General features: G+C 42.8%; 17 protein-coding genes and 2 pseudogenes. 12 read left to right on the forward strand and 7 right to left on the reverse strand.

What is annotated here, in order from left to right; genetic code table 11:
• On the forward strand, positions 1-606 hold a 606-nt coding region (locus JCM16418_RS25005), incomplete at its 5' end, for a BclA C-terminal domain-containing protein (RefSeq protein ID WP_036650931.1).
• Positions 607-1241: 635 nt separating this feature from the next.
• Here the strand turns inward: JCM16418_RS25005 and JCM16418_RS16060 are convergent.
• Positions 1242-2750, reverse strand: coding sequence for an NAD(P)H-binding protein (locus tag JCM16418_RS16060; RefSeq protein ID WP_036650942.1), 1509 nt, complete (start codon positions 2748-2750; stop codon positions 1242-1244).
• Between the two features lie 145 nt (positions 2751-2895).
• Here JCM16418_RS16060 and JCM16418_RS16065 point away from each other — a divergent pair, with 145 nt between their 5' ends.
• Together JCM16418_RS16065 and JCM16418_RS16070 are read left to right on the forward strand one after the other, a co-directional pair.
• Positions 2896-3594 carry a Type 1 glutamine amidotransferase-like domain-containing protein gene (locus JCM16418_RS16065; RefSeq protein WP_036650945.1) on the forward strand — a complete coding sequence of 233 codons (699 nt, stop codon included), beginning with the start codon at positions 2896-2898 and terminating at the stop codon, positions 3592-3594.
• A gap of 32 nt (positions 3595-3626) precedes the next feature.
• A pseudogene (locus JCM16418_RS16070) lies at positions 3627-5113 on the forward strand (amidase family protein).
• Positions 5114-5164: 51 nt separating this feature from the next.
• Here JCM16418_RS16070 and JCM16418_RS16075 read toward each other — a convergent pair.
• On the reverse strand, positions 5165-5437 hold the full coding sequence (locus JCM16418_RS16075; protein WP_036650947.1) for a hypothetical protein: 273 nt from the start codon (positions 5435-5437) through the stop codon (positions 5165-5167).
• A 187-nt stretch (positions 5438-5624) separates the two neighbouring features.
• Between JCM16418_RS16075 and JCM16418_RS16080 the strand changes: the two genes are divergently transcribed.
• Positions 5625-7094, forward strand: coding sequence for a sensor domain-containing diguanylate cyclase (locus tag JCM16418_RS16080; RefSeq protein ID WP_052020406.1), 1470 nt, complete (start codon positions 5625-5627; stop codon positions 7092-7094).
• Positions 7095-7175: 81 nt separating this feature from the next.
• Here JCM16418_RS16080 and JCM16418_RS16085 read toward each other — a convergent pair whose 3' ends face one another.
• Together JCM16418_RS16085 and JCM16418_RS25010 are read right to left on the reverse strand one after the other, a co-directional pair.
• Entirely contained in the window at positions 7176-7718 is a 543-nt protein-coding gene (locus tag JCM16418_RS16085; protein WP_052020408.1) for a CcdC family protein, read from the reverse strand.
• 126 nt (positions 7719-7844) lie between these two features.
• Complete coding sequence (locus JCM16418_RS25010) at positions 7845-8018, reverse strand: TetR-like C-terminal domain-containing protein (protein ID WP_158442443.1); 174 nt, start codon at positions 8016-8018, stop codon at positions 7845-7847.
• Between the two features lie 168 nt (positions 8019-8186).
• Between JCM16418_RS25010 and JCM16418_RS16090 the strand changes: the two genes are divergently transcribed.
• Complete coding sequence (locus tag JCM16418_RS16090; protein WP_036650949.1) at positions 8187-9890, forward strand: DUF4127 family protein; 1704 nt, start codon at positions 8187-8189, stop codon at positions 9888-9890.
• Positions 9891-10149: 259 nt separating this feature from the next.
• On the opposite strand, the gene JCM16418_RS16095 is transcribed toward JCM16418_RS16090, so the two are convergent.
• Positions 10150-10380 (reverse strand): helix-turn-helix domain-containing protein, encoded by a 231-nt coding sequence (locus JCM16418_RS16095; RefSeq protein ID WP_036650951.1) that lies wholly within the window; start codon positions 10378-10380, stop codon positions 10150-10152.
• Complete coding sequence (locus JCM16418_RS16100) at positions 10332-10664, reverse strand: sigma-70 RNA polymerase sigma factor region 4 domain-containing protein (RefSeq protein WP_036650952.1); 333 nt, start codon at positions 10662-10664, stop codon at positions 10332-10334. Before JCM16418_RS16100 ends, JCM16418_RS16095 begins: the two co-directional genes overlap by 49 nt.
• Positions 10665-10873: 209 nt before the next feature.
• On the opposite strand from JCM16418_RS16100, the gene JCM16418_RS25015 reads away from it, so the two are divergent.
• The 4 genes from JCM16418_RS25015 to JCM16418_RS16115 all read left to right on the forward strand — a co-directional run bounded on the left by JCM16418_RS25015 (position 10874) and on the right by JCM16418_RS16115 (position 13380).
• Positions 10874-11044, forward strand: coding sequence for a hypothetical protein (locus JCM16418_RS25015; protein WP_156327226.1), 171 nt, complete (start codon positions 10874-10876; stop codon positions 11042-11044).
• A gap of 31 nt (positions 11045-11075) precedes the next feature.
• Positions 11076-11510 (forward strand): RrF2 family transcriptional regulator, encoded by a 435-nt coding sequence (locus JCM16418_RS16105; RefSeq protein WP_036650955.1) that lies wholly within the window; start codon positions 11076-11078, stop codon positions 11508-11510.
• Between the two features lie 207 nt (positions 11511-11717).
• A complete protein-coding gene (locus JCM16418_RS16110; protein ID WP_036650957.1) occupies positions 11718-12134 on the forward strand; it encodes a DUF4395 domain-containing protein in 417 nt (138 codons plus the stop codon).
• A 187-nt stretch (positions 12135-12321) separates the two neighbouring features.
• Positions 12322-13380, forward strand: coding sequence for a lactonase family protein (locus JCM16418_RS16115; protein ID WP_036650960.1), 1059 nt, complete (start codon positions 12322-12324; stop codon positions 13378-13380).
• A 93-nt stretch (positions 13381-13473) separates the two neighbouring features.
• On the opposite strand, the gene JCM16418_RS16120 is transcribed toward JCM16418_RS16115, so the two are convergent.
• Positions 13474-14394 carry an ArsR/SmtB family transcription factor gene (locus JCM16418_RS16120; protein ID WP_036650962.1) on the reverse strand — a complete coding sequence of 307 codons (921 nt, stop codon included), beginning with the start codon at positions 14392-14394 and terminating at the stop codon, positions 13474-13476.
• A gap of 355 nt (positions 14395-14749) precedes the next feature.
• On the opposite strand from JCM16418_RS16120, the gene JCM16418_RS16125 reads away from it, so the two are divergent.
• The 3 genes and pseudogenes from JCM16418_RS16125 (at position 14750) to cysW (ending at position 17654) form a co-directional block, all read left to right on the forward strand.
• Positions 14750-15853 carry a sulfate ABC transporter substrate-binding protein gene (locus tag JCM16418_RS16125; RefSeq protein WP_036650964.1) on the forward strand — a complete coding sequence of 368 codons (1104 nt, stop codon included), beginning with the start codon at positions 14750-14752 and terminating at the stop codon, positions 15851-15853.
• A 42-nt stretch (positions 15854-15895) separates the two neighbouring features.
• On the forward strand, positions 15896-16729 hold the full coding sequence (gene cysT / locus JCM16418_RS16130; RefSeq protein ID WP_036650965.1) for a sulfate ABC transporter permease subunit CysT: 834 nt from the start codon (positions 15896-15898) through the stop codon (positions 16727-16729).
• Positions 16730-16794: 65 nt separating this feature from the next.
• Positions 16795-17654: pseudogene (gene cysW, locus JCM16418_RS16135) on the forward strand (sulfate ABC transporter permease subunit CysW).
• Positions 17655-17704: the final 50 nt, after the last annotated feature.

Raw genomic sequence — 17704 nt, forward strand, 5'->3', positions numbered from 1 at the left:
TTGAATGGAGTTACAGGCGCGACTGGATTGAGTGGAGTCACCGGAGCTACTGGATTGAACGGAGTCACCGGAGCAACCGGATTGAATGGAGCCACAGGGGCAACCGGGGTGAACGGAGTCACAGGGGCAACCGGGGTGAACGGAGTCACAGGAGCAACTGGACTGAATGGAGTCACTGGGGCCACCGGAACAAGTGCGACGTCTAACTCGATGTATGCCTCAAATACCTCAGGAGCTACGATTGTTGTCTTATTAGGAGGGACATCTGTTGCACTTCCTAACAATCAAATATTAGATGGATTCACTGTGGATGGTTCCAATACAACGTTTACAGTTCCAGTGAGTGGCCTGTACTATGTTACCTACAATTTGAACACAACAGCATCCTTACTTTCCAATACAAGAGTCTTGCTTAATGGTTCGACTCAGATTCCAGGTTCAGTACTTTCGCCTGCTTTAGCTGTGACCCAGTTCAATAATAGCTTTATGGTGAATTTGACCGCAGGTAATACGCTACAACTTCAGTTTTTCGGGGTTGTAGGCACGGTTGTAATTGTTGGGGGTGGTGCAACAGGTGCAGCCTTTAATATAATTCGTTTAAGTTAATTCATATAAAATTTAACTATTCCGCAAGTTGTTGAGATAATTTGTGGAATAGTTAATGCCCAAAAATTTGATCTTAAACCTAAAAATTGAGGCGAATGATTTGAAAAAAGAAGTATAATACCATAACTAACGTGATTGGAGACGACTGAATTTGGTTTTCTCCTTTCACTACATTGAAGACATTCATATATGAATGAAAATCCTATATTAGATTTGGACATGGGATATAGATATAAAAAGAGAATCCAAATGAGGAGAGTCATCATTTTTAATGCTAATTATGTATGTCTTCTCTAATAAAATCCTTTAGTATCAGCCAGCTGGGCTTATCGTTTCGTAGTTTATTCAGGTGATATTTACGTAATAACCGATGGTCGCATCCAAGAAAATAACATTGATCAGAAGATTGGTAAAGTCACGTTATATTCGGATCAGGAAGGAACGTATTATGGTAATTTCTCTAACAGCTAACCGAAGGGAACTACAGGATATTACTCTATTAAAGGTGTAAGTGAGAGTAAAGAAATTGCTGTTGAGGCATCGAAAGGAATATATATCAAAGCTACATACCAAGGACACTATGAATCTAGTGAAGCGCCACAATAGTTAATCTGGATCTTCTGTAATACGTTACCTTATGATTTGCGTATCCCGGGACCTTGATCCACAGGCTTAGCATACTTTACAGTGTTGTTTCGGATTAGGCGAAGTAGGTGCCTATGAAAGGCATACATGACCCATAAATGTACCTTAGCTTGTGTGTATTTGTAGAGAAACCATGGCAACGATGGCATATATTCATGAATGGCGACCACGCATTCGCGAGTGCCCGGTATTTGCATAAATTCAAGTCTACCTCGATGAGCTTCTTTGGCCTTGGCAAAAGAGCCTCCCGTGATGCGGTAAATAGCATGTGCAGGTCTGCTTGTTGCGCGTGAATATGTCAGTTCTAGTAAAGGCCTGCGGCTGAATAGGAGATATACACGAGTAACTCCATTGGTCTGCGTTTCTGTTCGAATTAATGGTTTGGCGAAGCTTGGAAGCCAATTGAAATAATATCCTGCTGCCCACTGTGCATCTTTACCTTCGGGCAAATGGATTCTTTGAACGGAACGAACATCCGCTTTCATGGCGCGTTTCATGGCCTTGAGTGGATGTGGAAGATAACCTTTTTCCTGTTTACGAGACTTCTGTGCCTCAATCTTTCGCTGTTCTTCCTCTAAAGCAGTGCGTGCGGCCTCCTCGTACGTCATTTCTCCCTCACTGATTCCCTCTACCAGATGTCTGTTCTGAGCTACCATCGGATGTGCGAGACTCTCGATTAGAGGATAGGCCATTTCCTTCGGTGTGCCCGTAATCAGCGTGACCCATAGCCTGGACAGTTTAATGGTTAGAAAAGGAACATTAATAAACCTTCTCTTTTTATGCATAATGTCTGCTGTGCGTTGCATCATCTCCTTATACGACATGACATCAGGTCCACCTACATCAACGGATTGACTAAATACACGTTCATTCCCAATACACTTCGTTAATGCTTCCAGAACATCAGATAGCGCGATTGGATGCGTTTTGGTGCGCGTCCAAGTTGGCAAAATCATCAAAGGCAGCCTGCGAACGAGCTTGGCGAGAATGGGGAAAGACGAGCCTTCAGGACCTACAATAAGTCCGGCACGAATCGTGGTAACGGGTACACCAAATGAAGCGAGCGTTTCTTCTACCTCTAGACGGCTGCGGAGGTGACGAGACAGTTCATCTTTTGTGGTGTGGGGTGGAATAATGCCACTTAAATAAATGATCTGTTTAACCCCATTTTGATATGCCGCTCTTGCAAAATGCTCTGCCAAAATGACATCCATGTCCTCGAATGTACCTTGCGTTAATTTAGCCGAAGGTAGCATGGAGTGAATGAGATAGATAGCATAATCAGCATCTTTTAAACCCTGCACAGCATCTTCTAGTGAAAAGAAATCACATGAGCGCCATTCAACGTCATTGGTACTTTCATGCTTGCTGCCATTGCGAGACAAAGCGATCATATCCGCATGATCGGTTAACTTTTCTAAAAGATTATGTCCGATATAGCCAGTGGCTCCGGTCAATGCGATTTTCGGCCGCCTTGTCACTGTGCTTGACTCATTCATTGTTGTTCCTCCCCTGATACGTATCCTATTCAACTCCTATACCCTGATTCATAACAAGTTTAACGTCTACCCGTCTAATATGCAGATTGGAATTATGTATAACTACCATTATGATATTAGTAAATCATGACTGGAGTTGATAGATATGAAACAGATTATCGCTATGGGTGGCGGAGGATTCTCAATGGAACCGGATAACCCGCTGTTGGATCAATATATATTGAAGCAATCTAGTCAAAAACAGCCGAAGGTATGTTTCATTCCTACTGCAAGTGGAGATGCCGAAGGATACATAGAAGGATTCTATCAAGCATTTGAGAAGCATAGCTGTGTTCCTTCTCATCTATCCTTGTTCAATTTGCCTACAGCTGACTTGGAAGATTATATATTGGATAAAGATATCATATATGTTGGCGGTGGAAATACGACAAGTCTACTAGCGTTATGGAGACATTGGGAATTAGATAAGTATTTGCAAAAAGCATGGGAGCAGGGAGTCATTTTGTCTGGCTTGAGTGCAGGTTCACTTTGTTGGTTTGAAGAAGGGGTCAGCGATTGTATTCCGGGACAGTCTGTAGTCATTAATGGACTAGGATTAGTAAAGGGTAGCCATAGTCCGCATTACGATAATGATCCCATGTATAGAAGAGAATACCATCGTCTCTTACTAGAAGGACAAATTTGTAGTGGAATCGCAGCTAGTGATGGCGTTGCGATCCATTATATTGATGATCATATTCAAAAGATCGTAAGCTCACGGCCAGATGCTAGAGCATATGAGGTGGAATGTATACATGGGGAGATTCGTGAAACTCCAGTCATTCCTTTCTACTTGGGAGATTAATATTTTTTCACGAAGAGGAGGTCTAGCTCATCATGGTAAATAAACAAAATTTGAATGAATGGATCATCGAGGCAGATATTAGCAGGATGCAGGCCGCTATGGTCGCGGGCCATATACGCTCGGAGGATTTAGTAGAAGTATATTTAGAGAGAATTTGTAGGTATGACGACAAGCTGAAATCCATCATTGAAGTGAACCCCGAAGCCATTGAAATTGCTAAATCACTGGATCAAGAACGTCAGAAGCGTGGAACTAGGGGTCCGTTACATGGCATTCCAATCATCCTTAAAGATAATATTGATACACATGATAAGATGCACACCAGCGCAGGAGCACTTGCTCTTCAAGATAACTTGGCAGCTCAGGACGCATGGGTTGCTAGCAAACTTAGGGCAGCAGGCGCAATACTTCTGGGAAAAGCGAACATGTCGGAATGGGCTAACTTTATGTCGAATTCGATGTGGGCAGGTTACAGCACAAGAGGTGGGCTTTGCCTCAATCCGTATGGCCCGGGAGATTTTTTGTGGGAGGGTCGAGCTCGGGTTCGGCGTCTGCCGTCGCTGCCAACTTGGCGGCGGCTGCTATAGGAACCGAAACATCAGGCTCCATTATTAGTCCGGCAAGTCAGAATAGCGTTGTGGGCATTAAGCCTACACATGGTTTAATTAGCCGTCAAGGCATTATTCCGATTACGCATAGTCAGGATACGGCGGGGCCGATCACGAGATCGGTGGCAGATGCCGCCATCATTCTAGGGGTGCTGACAGGTGTGGATTCTCGTGATGAAGTTACTTTAAAAAGTGAGGGGCAATTTTGTAAAGACTATACGCCATTTCTAGACAGTCATGCACTCAAACATACTCGGATTGGTATTCCGCGCTATTATTATAAAGATTTAGACCCAGATAGGCTCAGCGTGATTGAAGCGGCCATTCAAGTGGTCAAAGATCAGGGAGCTACGGTTATTGATCCAGTAGAGATCGGGACAGAGCAGATAGCATGGAACTGGCATGTATTATTGTATGAATTTAAAAAGGGTGTCAATGATTATCTCGGCAAATTACCGGATCATATACCTGTACATTCTTTACAGGAAGTCATTGCCTTTAACATTGAACACTCTGAATCTTGCTTAAAATATGGACAGGACGTGCTTGTCCAAGCTGAGAAGACCAGTGGAACACTGACGGAACCTGCATATCTGGACAGCCTACGTATGAACCATGAGCTAGCGCGTGACCAAGGACTTGAAGCTGTGATGAAGCTGCATCAACTTGATGCGCTGATGTTTCTCGGGGACGAGGATGTGAATGATCTAGCTTCCAGAGCGGGTTTTCCAGTCGTTACGGTTCCGGGGGGATATGCGTTAGATGGCGTAATCGCAAGTGGCGGCTATAATACAAAAGGACCACAGGGTATTTCATTTGCAGGTATAGCCTTCAGTGAACCGACGTTGATCAAAATAGCTTATAGTTATGAGCAAGCAACCAAACATCGTTTGCCGCCGATTATGGAATAGAGCAAAGCAAGTTGAAGAGGGGCTAATATTAGCCACCTCTTCTTTTTTATATCAGGAATAGAGGGGAAGCTGCTTCGCCCAAGACATGACCTGTAAATCTTTTCTGCGAAACAGATAACTAGGGAAGCGATCCGAAGGCCATCTTTTGCAAAAGTTAGTTCCAACAGAGCTGCCGATCATGGCAATCAAGTCATGCCCATTTATCGTTTTAAGGCCTGCATATAGGGCAGAACTAAATAAAATTTCGAATATCAGAAATTTTCTCATATCCGCACGGGTGACAATCCAAATGGTGAATTCTTCCGATTTATAACGACTTCGCACAAAGGTTCCTCCATATTAAAGAATAATTAATGTCTATGGAGGTGTGAAGTTTGTTATTCGTCTGGGATAAGCTCTTTCAACAATTTCCCAAGGATCTATTTGAGAAATAACCAACTTTTATCGAAAAATATCGTATGTTGTATATAGCAGGCTTATAATGGGGTACATATGTTTGAAGGTTGTTTAGATGAAGGGAACGAAATGGATGAATCGCCGAGAGAAGTATGTCACGCAGTTGTTAAATATTCCTGCAAGTCTTAGACAGAAGAAAATTGCATGGGCGGCAGCCTTGTTTATATTCTTGGCTACCGTTGCAGTCTTACCGTTTGGAACCCGGATGCTTCCTGAAGTGAAGCCCTTTCTTCCGATGTTTGTCTCGTGGTTTATTTTTGGTGATCTAATGACATCGTATTTACTATTTATCCAATATCGTGCTTCGAAATCCATACCCCAACTGGTACTTGCTTGTAGTTATTTATTTACCGGATTTATTATTATTCCGCATATTTTAACCTTTCCGGGCGTGTTCTCTGACACAGGTCTGATCGGAGCGGGGGATCAAAGTGCTGTATGGCTGTGGGTGTTCTGGCATGGTGGATTTCCGGCAGGGGTAATGCTATATCTGTTGTCGGACGTATTTTTTACGAAGTCGATTAAGCCACAGATGATTTTTAGATTCGGAGTGTATGGGGTTGGCATTACCGTGGCTGTTCTGGCAACGATCTATGTGCTTGTAACTCTGGGTAACGATCTACTGCCGAGAATCATTCAAAAAGGGAACTACCGAATTCTAATAACCTCGGGCGTAGGTCCTGTAGTTTGGCTACTAAATTTATTAGCTCTATTCTTAATGATCCGTATACATAAAGCAAGAGATGTGCTTAATTTATGGCTTACTGTAGCAGTATTTGCTTCCTTACTTGATGTAACCTTAACTTTATTTGCTGGGGAAAGGTATAGTTTAGGCTGGTATGTGGCTAGAGTGAATTCGCTCGTGGCTACTACGGCGGTGATTTTCTCTATTTCCTATGAAATCAATCGTCTATACGTTCGACTTGCAGATCAGCAGGATCAGTTGGTGGATTCTCAGGCAAGATTAACGCGGGTGAACGACCAGCTCATGTTATTATCTAGTCTGGATGGTTTGACGGGTATCGCAAATCGCAGACATTTTGATGAACGTTTGCTGCAAGAGTTGGAACTGGCTGGTATAAGAAAAAGCCCCCTTTCACTCCTTATGCTCGATGTCGACCATTTCAAAGCCTACAATGATTATTATGGTCATCTTGGTGGAGATGCTGTATTGCAGCGTGTAGCTCAGTCTATTCATTCAGCAGTTGAATTGGTCGGAGGCATGGTAGCTCGTTACGGGGGAGAAGAGTTTGCCGTTATTTTACCAGGCAAGGACCACAGAGAAGCATTAAACATGGCAGAGCAAATCCGCCGAATGGTTGAGGGACAGCATATTCCGCATGCAGCTTCTAAGGGAAGTCCTTGGATTACAATTAGTGTAGGTGGATACACCATGGATCGAGATGAATCACGAACAGAAATGACGGCCAATCTCATGATTACACTTGCGGACCAAGCGCTTTATCAGGCAAAGGAAGGCGGTAGAAACCGTACCATGGTTAATGATATTCTGGTAGCTGTCTAGCTGTCAGACTCGCAAACAACAGATCAGCAATATATAAAAAAAACCGCCTTCGTAACCTACAGAAGCGGTTTTTCCTATTATTTAATCTTTTTTATTTCTCGAGGATAAGGAATTCTTCTTGGTTTCCTCTTCCTGTGAAACCAAGCCCTCCGCAGCAAACTTATAATACTGCTTTAGCATATACAGTCGCCAGCGGGTAATCATACCGAAAGCTAGTAAGAAGAACAGAGCTCCGGTTTGAGGCAGAGACACGTATTCCTCGATCACCTGATGGAGTAGCATACGCACAGCTAAAAGAACAAATAGGATCACTATAAAGCTCTTTGAGCGTTGTGCAAATACCTTTCCCTCAACAAATTCAAACTTCGTACTGCGAATAAGGGGATATGAAAATAATAACCAACCGACCAAAAAAGCGGCGAGTGCCCACAGCATGGGTACCCGTACAGCAGGTACCACAAACATTAGAAAACCTGTGGACATACCGAGCGGTGGAATCAGAATTTTTTTGATGGTAACAGGCCGATGACTTGCTTTTAACCGAATAAATATGGTCAATAGAGCCAAGACGAGGGTCCCTACGGTGGTTCCGATTTGCAAATATAAGGGACTGATATGAGGCACGTTTCAAGACTCCTCTCTTCAATGTAATTAATCACATGTAACTATATTATATCACACAAAGGTCGATGTAAACTTGAATGTCATATGACATCTTTACCTGAAGAGGAGGTACATATTCTCTGTTGTTTAGGATAGCTTCAAACCGTGTAGAAACATGCGAAGTGTATAGGCTAAACTTTCATTAAGATCCAGTTGCATACGAAAGCCGTGGTTTTGTTCAAGAGATGCAAATCCATGAAGAAGACTTCGTAGTCCATGTACGGTGTGCAGTGTGTGTTGTTCTTCCGAAACTTTTTTTATTTATTTTTTGCAATAAATCATTAATTGGGTTGTGTTTATTAACTTTAAACCTCCTATATTAGTGAAGGCGTGAACAAAAAAGAATTGTATTGGACTTGGAAAGGGGTCTACTACAATTCTTCACTTTCCTTTTGTATATGGCCTATCTAAATATAAGGGGCTTTTTATATGAAAAACATTCTGTATGTACCGCTCGACGATCGGCCAGCAAATTTGGATGATGTCGTTGTGCAAGGAAGATCGGCAGGAATTAATGTCATCACCCCAAGCGTTAATGATATTAAGAATCGTCTAGACTCACAAAAAACAGCAACGGACACCACACTAGATACCACTTCGTCGCCGACATACGGTAACACAGCAAACATTAAACAATTTATTCTCAATAACGCAGCTTCGGTGGATGGCTTCATTATCTCAACGGACATGCTCGCTTATGGAGGTCTAATTGGTAGCAGACGTCTTCGCGCAAGTGGAGGTGATTCATATCCGAATTATGATGCGACTACGACAAACCTGCTGGATGTTATTCGCCAAGTAAAACAGTCTTATCCTCATAAGCCAATTTATGTACTGGATACAATTATGCGACTAGCTACGACAGCCTTTGCTGGTGGTCTAGCTACGGCTGCCTATACAGAATCACGCAGTTTGATGCAACAACCACGCAAAAGCTTCACAGCGTTTAACGATATCTTAAATGGATATAATTTATCGCCGACTTCATCATCGTATGGAAGTACGGTCAACTTTAATAAAGACGAGTATTACAACACGAGACAGCATAAATTTAAATCTAACTATTATATCTTGGACCAGCTTGCTAAGTTGGGATATATTGATTTCCTTGCGGTTGGTGTAGATGATGCAAACACACAAGGAGTTCAAATCAATGAAATTAAATTTGTTGAAGGACGCATTAATGCTTGGTTAGGTGGAACGGGGGGACAAAACCCTGATCGTGCCATTATTCTCCCAGATGCGGATGGCTTAGGTCACGCCCTAATGGCTCGTATGGCCAATCACTTATATCGAAGTGGGTCAAAACCAGGGTACGCAGTCCAATATTATGGTCCTCACGGTTCGACGATCACTAGCACTTATGAATATATGGATGTACATCAGAATATTCAACGCCATGTTGATATCATCGGAGGTCAGAATGTAACCTGCTCTCCCAATGTTGAAATTATAGCCATTACAGATGTTAACCAAGTAACAAGCGCAGTCAGCCGAATTGAAACGAACGCAGCCAATCATCTTCCAACGATCGTTATTGATTTCGTGGGTCAAGGGCCGGCAGATGCAACAGTTACAGAGGCATTGCTTGGTTGTCCACAAACTGGACGGATTCTAGGTTACAGCGCTTGGAATACACCGGGAAATAAGATTGGAATTGCGCTTGGTATGGGGCAGGCAAGATATGCATATTTAATAGCTGAAACGAAAGCCTCTGCACTCGATGCTGCAATGAATGCTCATGGTTCGCTATTGTTCAAACGTTTCTTGAAAGACTATTACTATAAAGCAGTAGCTATTGCAGAGATTCGGAAATATTCTAGAGATCATTCTATGTATACGAATGTAGCTACAATAGCGGATCAAAATATGCTCCTTTTCAACACAGGAGAGGATTATGCATATTTACAGACGCTCCTAAGAGATCGAATGCAGACATATACGGAAACTCTTGCTGGTAAAAATGCCTTTCAAATTGGTCATTCGGCAGGTTCATGTAGTATACGTCAAATTAGAAGAAATAAGTGGTTCTATGCTGAATACGTCAGTGCATCACTTGATTACGAAAATCCGGACTTCATTTGGGGACGAGCTTTTGAGATTACTTTGAACCCTCACGTTACACTTCAATAGTATGATTATCATGACTGCTACTAAAAGTAGCTCCTTCGCTTGAGAAGGAGCTACTTTTGTTTGTTAACATATAAATTAAAGAGAGAATCCTTAGGGATTAAGAATTTCTTGAATAAGTGAAAAGGTCACACCATCAACTTTCCAGCTGTTCTTACTATAGATGACGTGAGATGACGTGGCATCTCTTAACATATAGTCCCCCTATATATTTTCGCTATTTATAAGGTATAACGATTTAGATGTCTGTTAAAGTTGCATTTTAGTAAATATTCTTCTCTGAATCCTTCAACAATGTCATTAATTCGAGTGTAATAATTTGAATGGCATCCTCTCTAGGAATGCGTATATATCTACTTAAGCGAACAATGTCTTGTTCAAAAAAATCTAAAATCGCAATCATAGCCTCTGGATCATTGTGTTCTCGAACCAGCTTTAATAGCTTTACAAAAGCAGCATCTGACGTAATTGAAGAATCGTTTTTCGCTTCCATCTGTTCACCGCCTGCTGACTGATTTGTAGTTCACACGCAATCTCGATTTCTTTTTTACCATGTATGTAAATATCGTAGATGATTTTTTTGCCTAAATGGTCAGGCAGTTTCTCGAATAGATGTTGAACCAACATTCTATTATCCGAAGTTTCAGCGAAAGAGGGTACTGCTGCTTTAATCTCAATGGGTAGAGTAATTTCACGTCTATGTTGACGTTTGACACGATCTTGGATGCGCCAAGCAATCCGATTTAGTTCTCTTTTATAATAATCAATAGCTCCCATGTCGTGACCTCCTAGATATAATAGTCTTTATTATTGATGGAGTTAAATAATGGGGTTATACAACCAAAAATAGGAACTTATGTTCTTATTATATGATAGTATGTTGGAAAATTGAAGTGTGATTTAAGTTATATAGCGATGTAGTGAGAGGAATAGGGTAGCGGTCTCGTCTAAATAGTTAGAGGTACAGAAGAATAAGGGGGATCGATATGAATAACCCGTCAAGGGAAATAGCCCTAATCGAGCAGGTACTTTCAGGGCACAAGGAAGTCTTCGCAGAGCTTGTTAATTTACATAAGGTTAAAATATACAGTTTGCTACGAGGGATGGGAGCGGGGCATCAGGCCTCCTTACGTTCGGTTGACACAACCAACTGTTAACCATATAATTACAGTATGAGGAGGATCACATATGAATAGTGAATTTAATATTGCCGTCCATTGTTTAACCCTTCTTAGTTTGAAAGCGGAACATATGGCTAATAGTGAGGAAATTGCTAAGAGTGTATGTACGCATCCGGCCCGTATTCGTAAGGTACTGGGCATATTGCGTAAACATGGCTATGTCACGACCAAGGAAGGTGTTGGCGGTGGGTATTTGCTGAATACGGAGACCGCAGAGGTAACGCTTGGCGATTTATATCGTCTGCTCGCACAAGGCTCGCTGAAACCAAGCTGGTGTTCAGGCGGAGAAGAACTCCCTTGTGAGGTAGCATCCAATATGAAGGGAATTATGAGTCAAATATATAACGGCGGAGAACAGGCTCTAGAGCGTTACTTAGATGGAATTACGCTGGCCGATGTAAAGCAACAAATTGAAGATGCAGGTACCGAGAATCCCGAATAATAATTCATCCGAAAGTCCAGCGAAAGCTGGGCTTTTTTATATAGATTGATTACATGAAGAACTGGCTTAGGATGAACGAGATTTCAGATCTAACAAAGGTATTCCATGGTGTATGGCCTGTTATCCATAAAATGATAAAAACCTATTGTATAGGTAGGAATAATATACTATAGTATGGGCAATAGATCGTGAAGGTTGGTGAGAAGGGTGAAAGAAATACCTGAACCATACGTTAAAGCGAATCAGGCGGGAATTGTTCTGTTTGTACTGCTAAGCGCACTACTCAATCAGCCTTATATTTTGCTCGTGCTTTGGATCATCCAAGTGGTAGGCATCTTGACGGGTAAAAATGTATTTGTGCTCATTGCCAAACCTGCTATAAATGTACAGGGTGCAACTACACAAGCACTTGAATTACAAAGGTTCAATAATGTGCTAGCTATCATTTTTCTAAGTCTATCCTTATTATTGTTTCTGGCGCAGCTTCCCATTCTCGGATATATCTTTGAGGCTATGTTATTTCTTGCTGCGGGTGCGGCACTATGCGGATATTGCATCGGCTGTACGATCTATTTCCAATACAAACAATTGAAAGCGAAACGAATGAATAAATTAAAGCTATGAGCTTGAAGGTTATACAATATCGAAGTGCCAGTCGGAATTCTCTACACCAGAGGAGCCTGAAAGGTACTTTTTTTATATTTACAATAATTATGGTCTAACTTAAGGGGTAAATAGGGTAAAAGAATAAAGAATGAACTATAGTAGGATATATACTTATTTTTACAACCATAGAAGGAGTGAATGAGTTATGAATTCGGAGAATCAAAGTTTCTTTTACACAGGGACATATGCACCCGAGGGAGAATCAGGAATCTTCCTTTGCTCAGTCAACGAAGAGAACGGTGAGTTGAAGGTCGTGAGCAGCACATCAGGAATCGAAAACCCTTCATTTCTAGCTCTAAATGCGGCAGAAGATCGTCTATATGCAGTGAGTGAAAAAGGTGAGGGGGAAGTCTTTGCTTATGCCATTGACCCGAATAATGGTGAGCTTAGTCTTCTAAATCGGATGTCTACTGAAGGGGCAGACCCATGTTATGTATCGCTTACACCGGATGGTAAGAATGTACTTGTATCTAACTATTCTGGAGGCAACATTAATGTGTTCAGTGTAGACAGTAATGGCGCACTGGAAGAGATGACGGCAATGGTCAAACACAGCGGCCGCAGCATACGTGATGATCGGCAGGATGCGCCACATCCACATTCGATATATTCAGATGCATCTGGAGCCTATGTATTTGTATGTGATCTTGGTCTGGATCAGATCATAATCTATCGCTTGCAGGACGGTAAACTAAGTACGAAGGGTGAAGTGAAGTTTACTCCGGGAGCAGGGCCTCGTCATTTAGCGTTCCATCCTACTCAAAAGTGGGCATATGCCATCAATGAGCTAGATAACAAGATTATCGCATTTGCTTATAATGAACTGGCTGGAGATCTACAACTGATCCAGAGTGTTGATGCGCTCCCAGAGGACTACAGCGGTGAAAGCTACTGCGCGGATATTCATGTCTCGCCTTGTGGTCGCTTTCTATATGGTTCCAACCGTGGACATGACAGTATCGTATTATTCCACATCGATTTGTCTACAGGCCAGTTGACACCGGTGGACTGGGCGACATCTGGCGGAACATATCCACGGAACTTCGCGATCCTGAAACCTGGGTATGTGATCTCTGCTAATCAGAACAGCAGCAATATCATTTCTTTACGTATGGATACGGACACGGGCCGCTTAACACCAACGGGGTACTCGCTTGAGCTTCCTAAACCAGTATGTATTCGTCCGACAGGACAGGGAAAATAAATGGTTTGAACGTGGATTAGGGAAAGACAAATACGCCGACTCTTGTTTAATCAAGAGTGCGTATTTACGTATAAGAGCCCTCTAGATTAGAGTCTAGAGTGGATAGGCATGGGTTGAGTAATATAGCTTGAAGGAGAGATCCTGATTATAATTGCCGAATCCCGCACCGAATAACGTTAGGCCACCGTTGTGACGAATATCCTCTGGTACGGAAATGCGGAATGTCCACTGCTTCTGTTCGATGGACAACATGTCCAGTGTAACGTTTGATATGCGATTGCCATCGAGAAAGGTACCTTCACGGCAAATACGGAGGGATTTGAGCGTCCCATATTGATTAATCGTGCTTGGCCACCAATTGGGAGTATATTTACCCCGTTTTCCCTCGCAATCGCTAGGGCTTGTCCATGAACCGAGTTCATGATCATTTAATGAAAAGGTTAGTCCAGCGGGCCACTGTCCTTGTGTAAATGGGGTTTCAGAGCGAGCTTCAAATGATATTTCCAGTTCATCTGGCTGCTGACTTGGGAGGAGGAAGTTTGGAACTTTATATTCCAAGAAGCCTTGATTGAACCACAGAATCTTAGCCTCCACACGTTCGGGGCTCCAGAAGCATCGGGGCTCGTCTAACTCACCAATCATTTGAGAAATGGTAGCTAATCCACAGGAGGGCGTCACATCACAATCTGTGAAATGTCCAATAGCAATGTCTGTATAGTGGAAGCTACGTTGATGGTTGAGGGTTTGGGGCATCATAATTTCGATTTTATCTGCGGATAATGAACAAATTTTCTGTACACCACCTTTGCCGGGGGCCATACGGGTTGTAATTAGGTGAGCGCGTTCCAGCTTTTTGATATGCATGGTCATAATGGCACTGCTTAGATTGAGTGCTTCTGCAAGCTCGCGAATATTCATTTGCTGTTTGGCAAGAAGCCGAATAACCCTTAGCCGTACTTGGCTAGCTAACGCCTCATAGACGGGAAGTGAATTTTCCGTAGTATCAAGTTCCAATTCCAAACCTCCATTCTCCCATATGTAATCTCTAATAATATAAGAATTATATAACGGAAAACTCCCAATATCCAATAAAACCCATTATAAACATAAAATGATTATTAAAAATAAAAAAAGGTTTGACAGCAGAGAGGGCACTCTTTACAATAATACTATATCTTACTAATCGGGTAGGAATAATATTAAATCAGTTCTCGCCGTACAGACGGAGGAACATCGAACCTAGGCAGATCCGAATTGAATTCCCACAAGGGCCATTCAAGATCATTGTGATGTCGTGGTAGATGTCTCTTCGTCTTTTTTTATGGAAAAAGGACTGAATGGCAGTAAATAACGATGGGGAGTGGAAAGAATGGTAAAGAGTAGAGTACAGAAAACACGAGTTGTAAAACAGGGGATCTTGATTGGACTTACACTACTGATGACCGCCATGATGGCTGCTTGCGGAGACAATAATAGTAAAAAGGAAGCTTCTACCGCAGATGCTTCAACCACGAAAGGAACGAGCAGTACCGCCAAAGACATCGAATTGCTTAACGTTTCCTATGATCCAACGAGAGAGTTGTATGCCAAGTACAATAAGGCTTTTGCAGCCTATTGGGAGAAAGAAAAGGGCCAGAAAGTTACGATTAAACAGTCCCATGGGGGATCGGGTGCACAGAGTCGTTCCGTCATTGATGGACTAGAAGCTGATGTTGTGACACTTGCGCTTGGGTACGACATCGATGCTTTACGTAAAAAGGGACTGATTCAAGATGGATGGGAGAATAAGTTTGAACACAACAGCACGCCTTATAGCTCAACCATCGTATTTCTAGTGCGTAAAGGAAATCCAAAGCACATTCAAGATTGGAACAATTTGATTGAGGGTGACGTGAAGGTGATCACTCCAAATCCTAAGACTTCAGGTGGAGCGCGTTGGAACTATCTCGCAGCATGGGGATATGCACTGAAAAAGAATAACAATGATGAGGCAAAAGCGAAGGAATTCGTCCAACAATTGTACAAACACGTTCCCGTATTGGATACAGGTGCTCGTGGAGCAACGACTACGTTCGTCGAACGCGGCATTGGTGATGTACTACTTGCATGGGAGAATGAAGCTTTGCTATCTGTAAAAGAATTGGGTCCTGATAAATTTGATATTGTATATCCTTCGGTGAGTATTTTGGCTGAGCCCCCAGTAGCCGTTGTCGATAAAGTTGTAGATAAGCATGGCACACGTGAGGTAGCAGAGGGATATCTGAAGTATTTGTATTCTGAAGAGGGTCAGACCATTGCTGCAGAGAACTTCTACCGTCCGACACTTGATAGTGTAAAAGCGAAGTTTAAAGATCAGTTCAAGGATCTAGAACTGTTTACGCTTAAAGATGTGTTTGGTACATGGGAAGAAACACAAACAAAGCATTTCAAAGATGGCGGCGTATTCGATAGCATTTACACGCCGGGTAGCTGATCGGTCCACAGATGACCGAAGGCCATGAAAGGATGAAGATTCATGAGTCAAGTCAAGGCAGTACAGCGAAACATTCTGCCCGGCTTCGGACTAACCATGGGTTACAGTATGCTGTACTTAAGCCTGGTTGTTCTCCTGCCTTTATCTGCATTGCTTCTTAATTCAACGGGGTTAACTTGGGATAAATTTTGGGATGTTGCGACGGATCCAAGGGTGCTGACCTCCTACCGGATCAGCTTCACAACTTCTGCAGTAGCGGCGCTGATTGATACGCTTCTTGGATTGCTGCTGGCTTGGGTTCTGGTTCGCTATGAATTTCCAGGTAAAAGATTGTTTGATGCGCTGATTGATCTTCCATTTGCCCTTCCGACGGCAGTCGCTGGTGTAGCTTTAACCGCACTCTACGCTGGAAACGGCTGGGTAGGTTCATTTCTCGAGCCACTTGGCATTAAGGTAGCCTTCACACAGCTTGGCATTACAATCGCGCTGATGTTTATCGGTATTCCATTTGTGGTTCGCACCGTGCAGCCGGTTTTACAAGATGTACAGCCGGATGCGGAGGAAGCTGCAGCAACACTCGGGGCGGGGCGGTTTCGAACTTTTTGGTCCATTATTTTACCCGATTTGATACCACCACTACTTACAGGCTTTGCACTTGCCTTTGCACGTGGAATTGGGGAATACGGCTCGGTGGTATTTATCTCGGGAAATATGCCCATGAAGACAGAAATTGCTCCGTTACTGATTATGTCGAAGCTGGAGCAGTATGATTATGCTGGAGCCACAGCTGTGGCATTACTATTGCTATTGATTTCCTTCTTACTCTTGCTGTTCATTAACTCCTTGCAGCGCTGGACACGTCGTTCGGCTCGGTAACCATGGCTTGGAAATGATGCAATAAGCAAATTATTCATATCGATATGGATTAAGGAGGAGAGAATATGGCAGGTACTGTTCCTATGGCTGCGGCGCGCACGAAATCGCCGGTATCACCGGCAGCGACAGAATCAAGCTTTGTAAAGTGGTTTCTTATTGTTGCTGCTGGACTGGTACTGTTGTGGCTGATTGTATTGCCTTTAACGATTGTATTAACTGAGGCATTGAAAAAGGCTGGGATGTATATATTGCGGCATTATCAGATCCGGATGCCTTGTCCGCGCTAAAGTTAACGTTACTCGTTGCTGTTATTACGGTACCCCTAAACACGATATTCGGAGTGGCAGCTGCTTGGGCGGTGACGAAGTTTAATTTTCGCGGTAAAGGGATATTGATTACACTGATTGATTTACCTTTTGCGGTTTCACCGGTTATTGGCGGTCTAATCTATGTGCTCGTTTTTGGGGCAAATGGCTGGTTTGGATCTTGGCTTGGCGACCATGACATCAAAATTATTTATGCAGTTCCGGGTATTGTACTTGCAACCTTATTTGTTACATTTCCTTTTGTGGCTAGAGAGCTGATTCCACTCATGGAAGAACAAGGGCAACAAGAGGAAGAGGCGGCTGTTACACTCGGTGCACGTGGTTGGTATATCTTTACGAGAGTTACGTTGCCAAACATCCGCTGGGGTCTATTATATGGAATTATTCTGTGTAATGCTCGTGCAATGGGGGAGTTTGGCGCCGTCTCGGTCGTATCCGGTCATATCCGAGGAGAGACGAATACGCTGCCGTTACATGTCGAAATTTTATATAACGAATATCAATTTTCAGCATCGTTCGCAGTCGCCTCGCTACTTCTTCTATTGGCATTAGTGACACTGATTCTAAAAAGTTGGTTTACACGTAAAAATGCACATTGACAGCAGTTTTGTAGCCGTGGTAATGTATAAAACATAGTAAATAGGTTGGA

Origin of the sequence: Paenibacillus pini JCM 16418, from assembly GCF_000576305.1 — a bacterium.
GTDB lineage: Bacteria > Bacillota > Bacilli > Paenibacillales > Paenibacillaceae > Paenibacillus_AQ > Paenibacillus_AQ pini.

What these genes read in the sequence shown, in the direction of transcription:
- JCM16418_RS16095 (WP_036650951.1), bottom strand. Translation starts at nt 10,380, where the DNA reads ATGGAAGCGAAAAACGATTCTTCAATTACGTCAGATGCTGCTTTTGTA.
- JCM16418_RS16125 (WP_036650964.1), top strand. Translation starts at nt 14,750, where the DNA reads ATGGTAAAGAGTAGAGTACAGAAAACACGAGTTGTAAAACAGGGGATC.
- JCM16418_RS16105 (WP_036650955.1), top strand. Translation starts at nt 11,076, where the DNA reads ATGAATAGTGAATTTAATATTGCCGTCCATTGTTTAACCCTTCTTAGT.
- JCM16418_RS16060 (WP_036650942.1), bottom strand. Translation starts at nt 2,750, where the DNA reads ATGAATGAGTCAAGCACAGTGACAAGGCGGCCGAAAATCGCATTGACC.
- cysT (WP_036650965.1), top strand. Translation starts at nt 15,896, where the DNA reads ATGAGTCAAGTCAAGGCAGTACAGCGAAACATTCTGCCCGGCTTCGGA.
- JCM16418_RS16100 (WP_036650952.1), bottom strand. Translation starts at nt 10,664, where the DNA reads ATGGGAGCTATTGATTATTATAAAAGAGAACTAAATCGGATTGCTTGG.
- JCM16418_RS16115 (WP_036650960.1), top strand. Translation starts at nt 12,322, where the DNA reads ATGAATTCGGAGAATCAAAGTTTCTTTTACACAGGGACATATGCACCC.
- JCM16418_RS16065 (WP_036650945.1), top strand. Translation starts at nt 2,896, where the DNA reads ATGAAACAGATTATCGCTATGGGTGGCGGAGGATTCTCAATGGAACCG.
- JCM16418_RS16090 (WP_036650949.1), top strand. Translation starts at nt 8,187, where the DNA reads ATGAAAAACATTCTGTATGTACCGCTCGACGATCGGCCAGCAAATTTG.
- JCM16418_RS16080 (WP_052020406.1), top strand. Translation starts at nt 5,625, where the DNA reads ATGAAGGGAACGAAATGGATGAATCGCCGAGAGAAGTATGTCACGCAG.
- JCM16418_RS25015 (WP_156327226.1), top strand. Translation starts at nt 10,874, where the DNA reads ATGAATAACCCGTCAAGGGAAATAGCCCTAATCGAGCAGGTACTTTCA.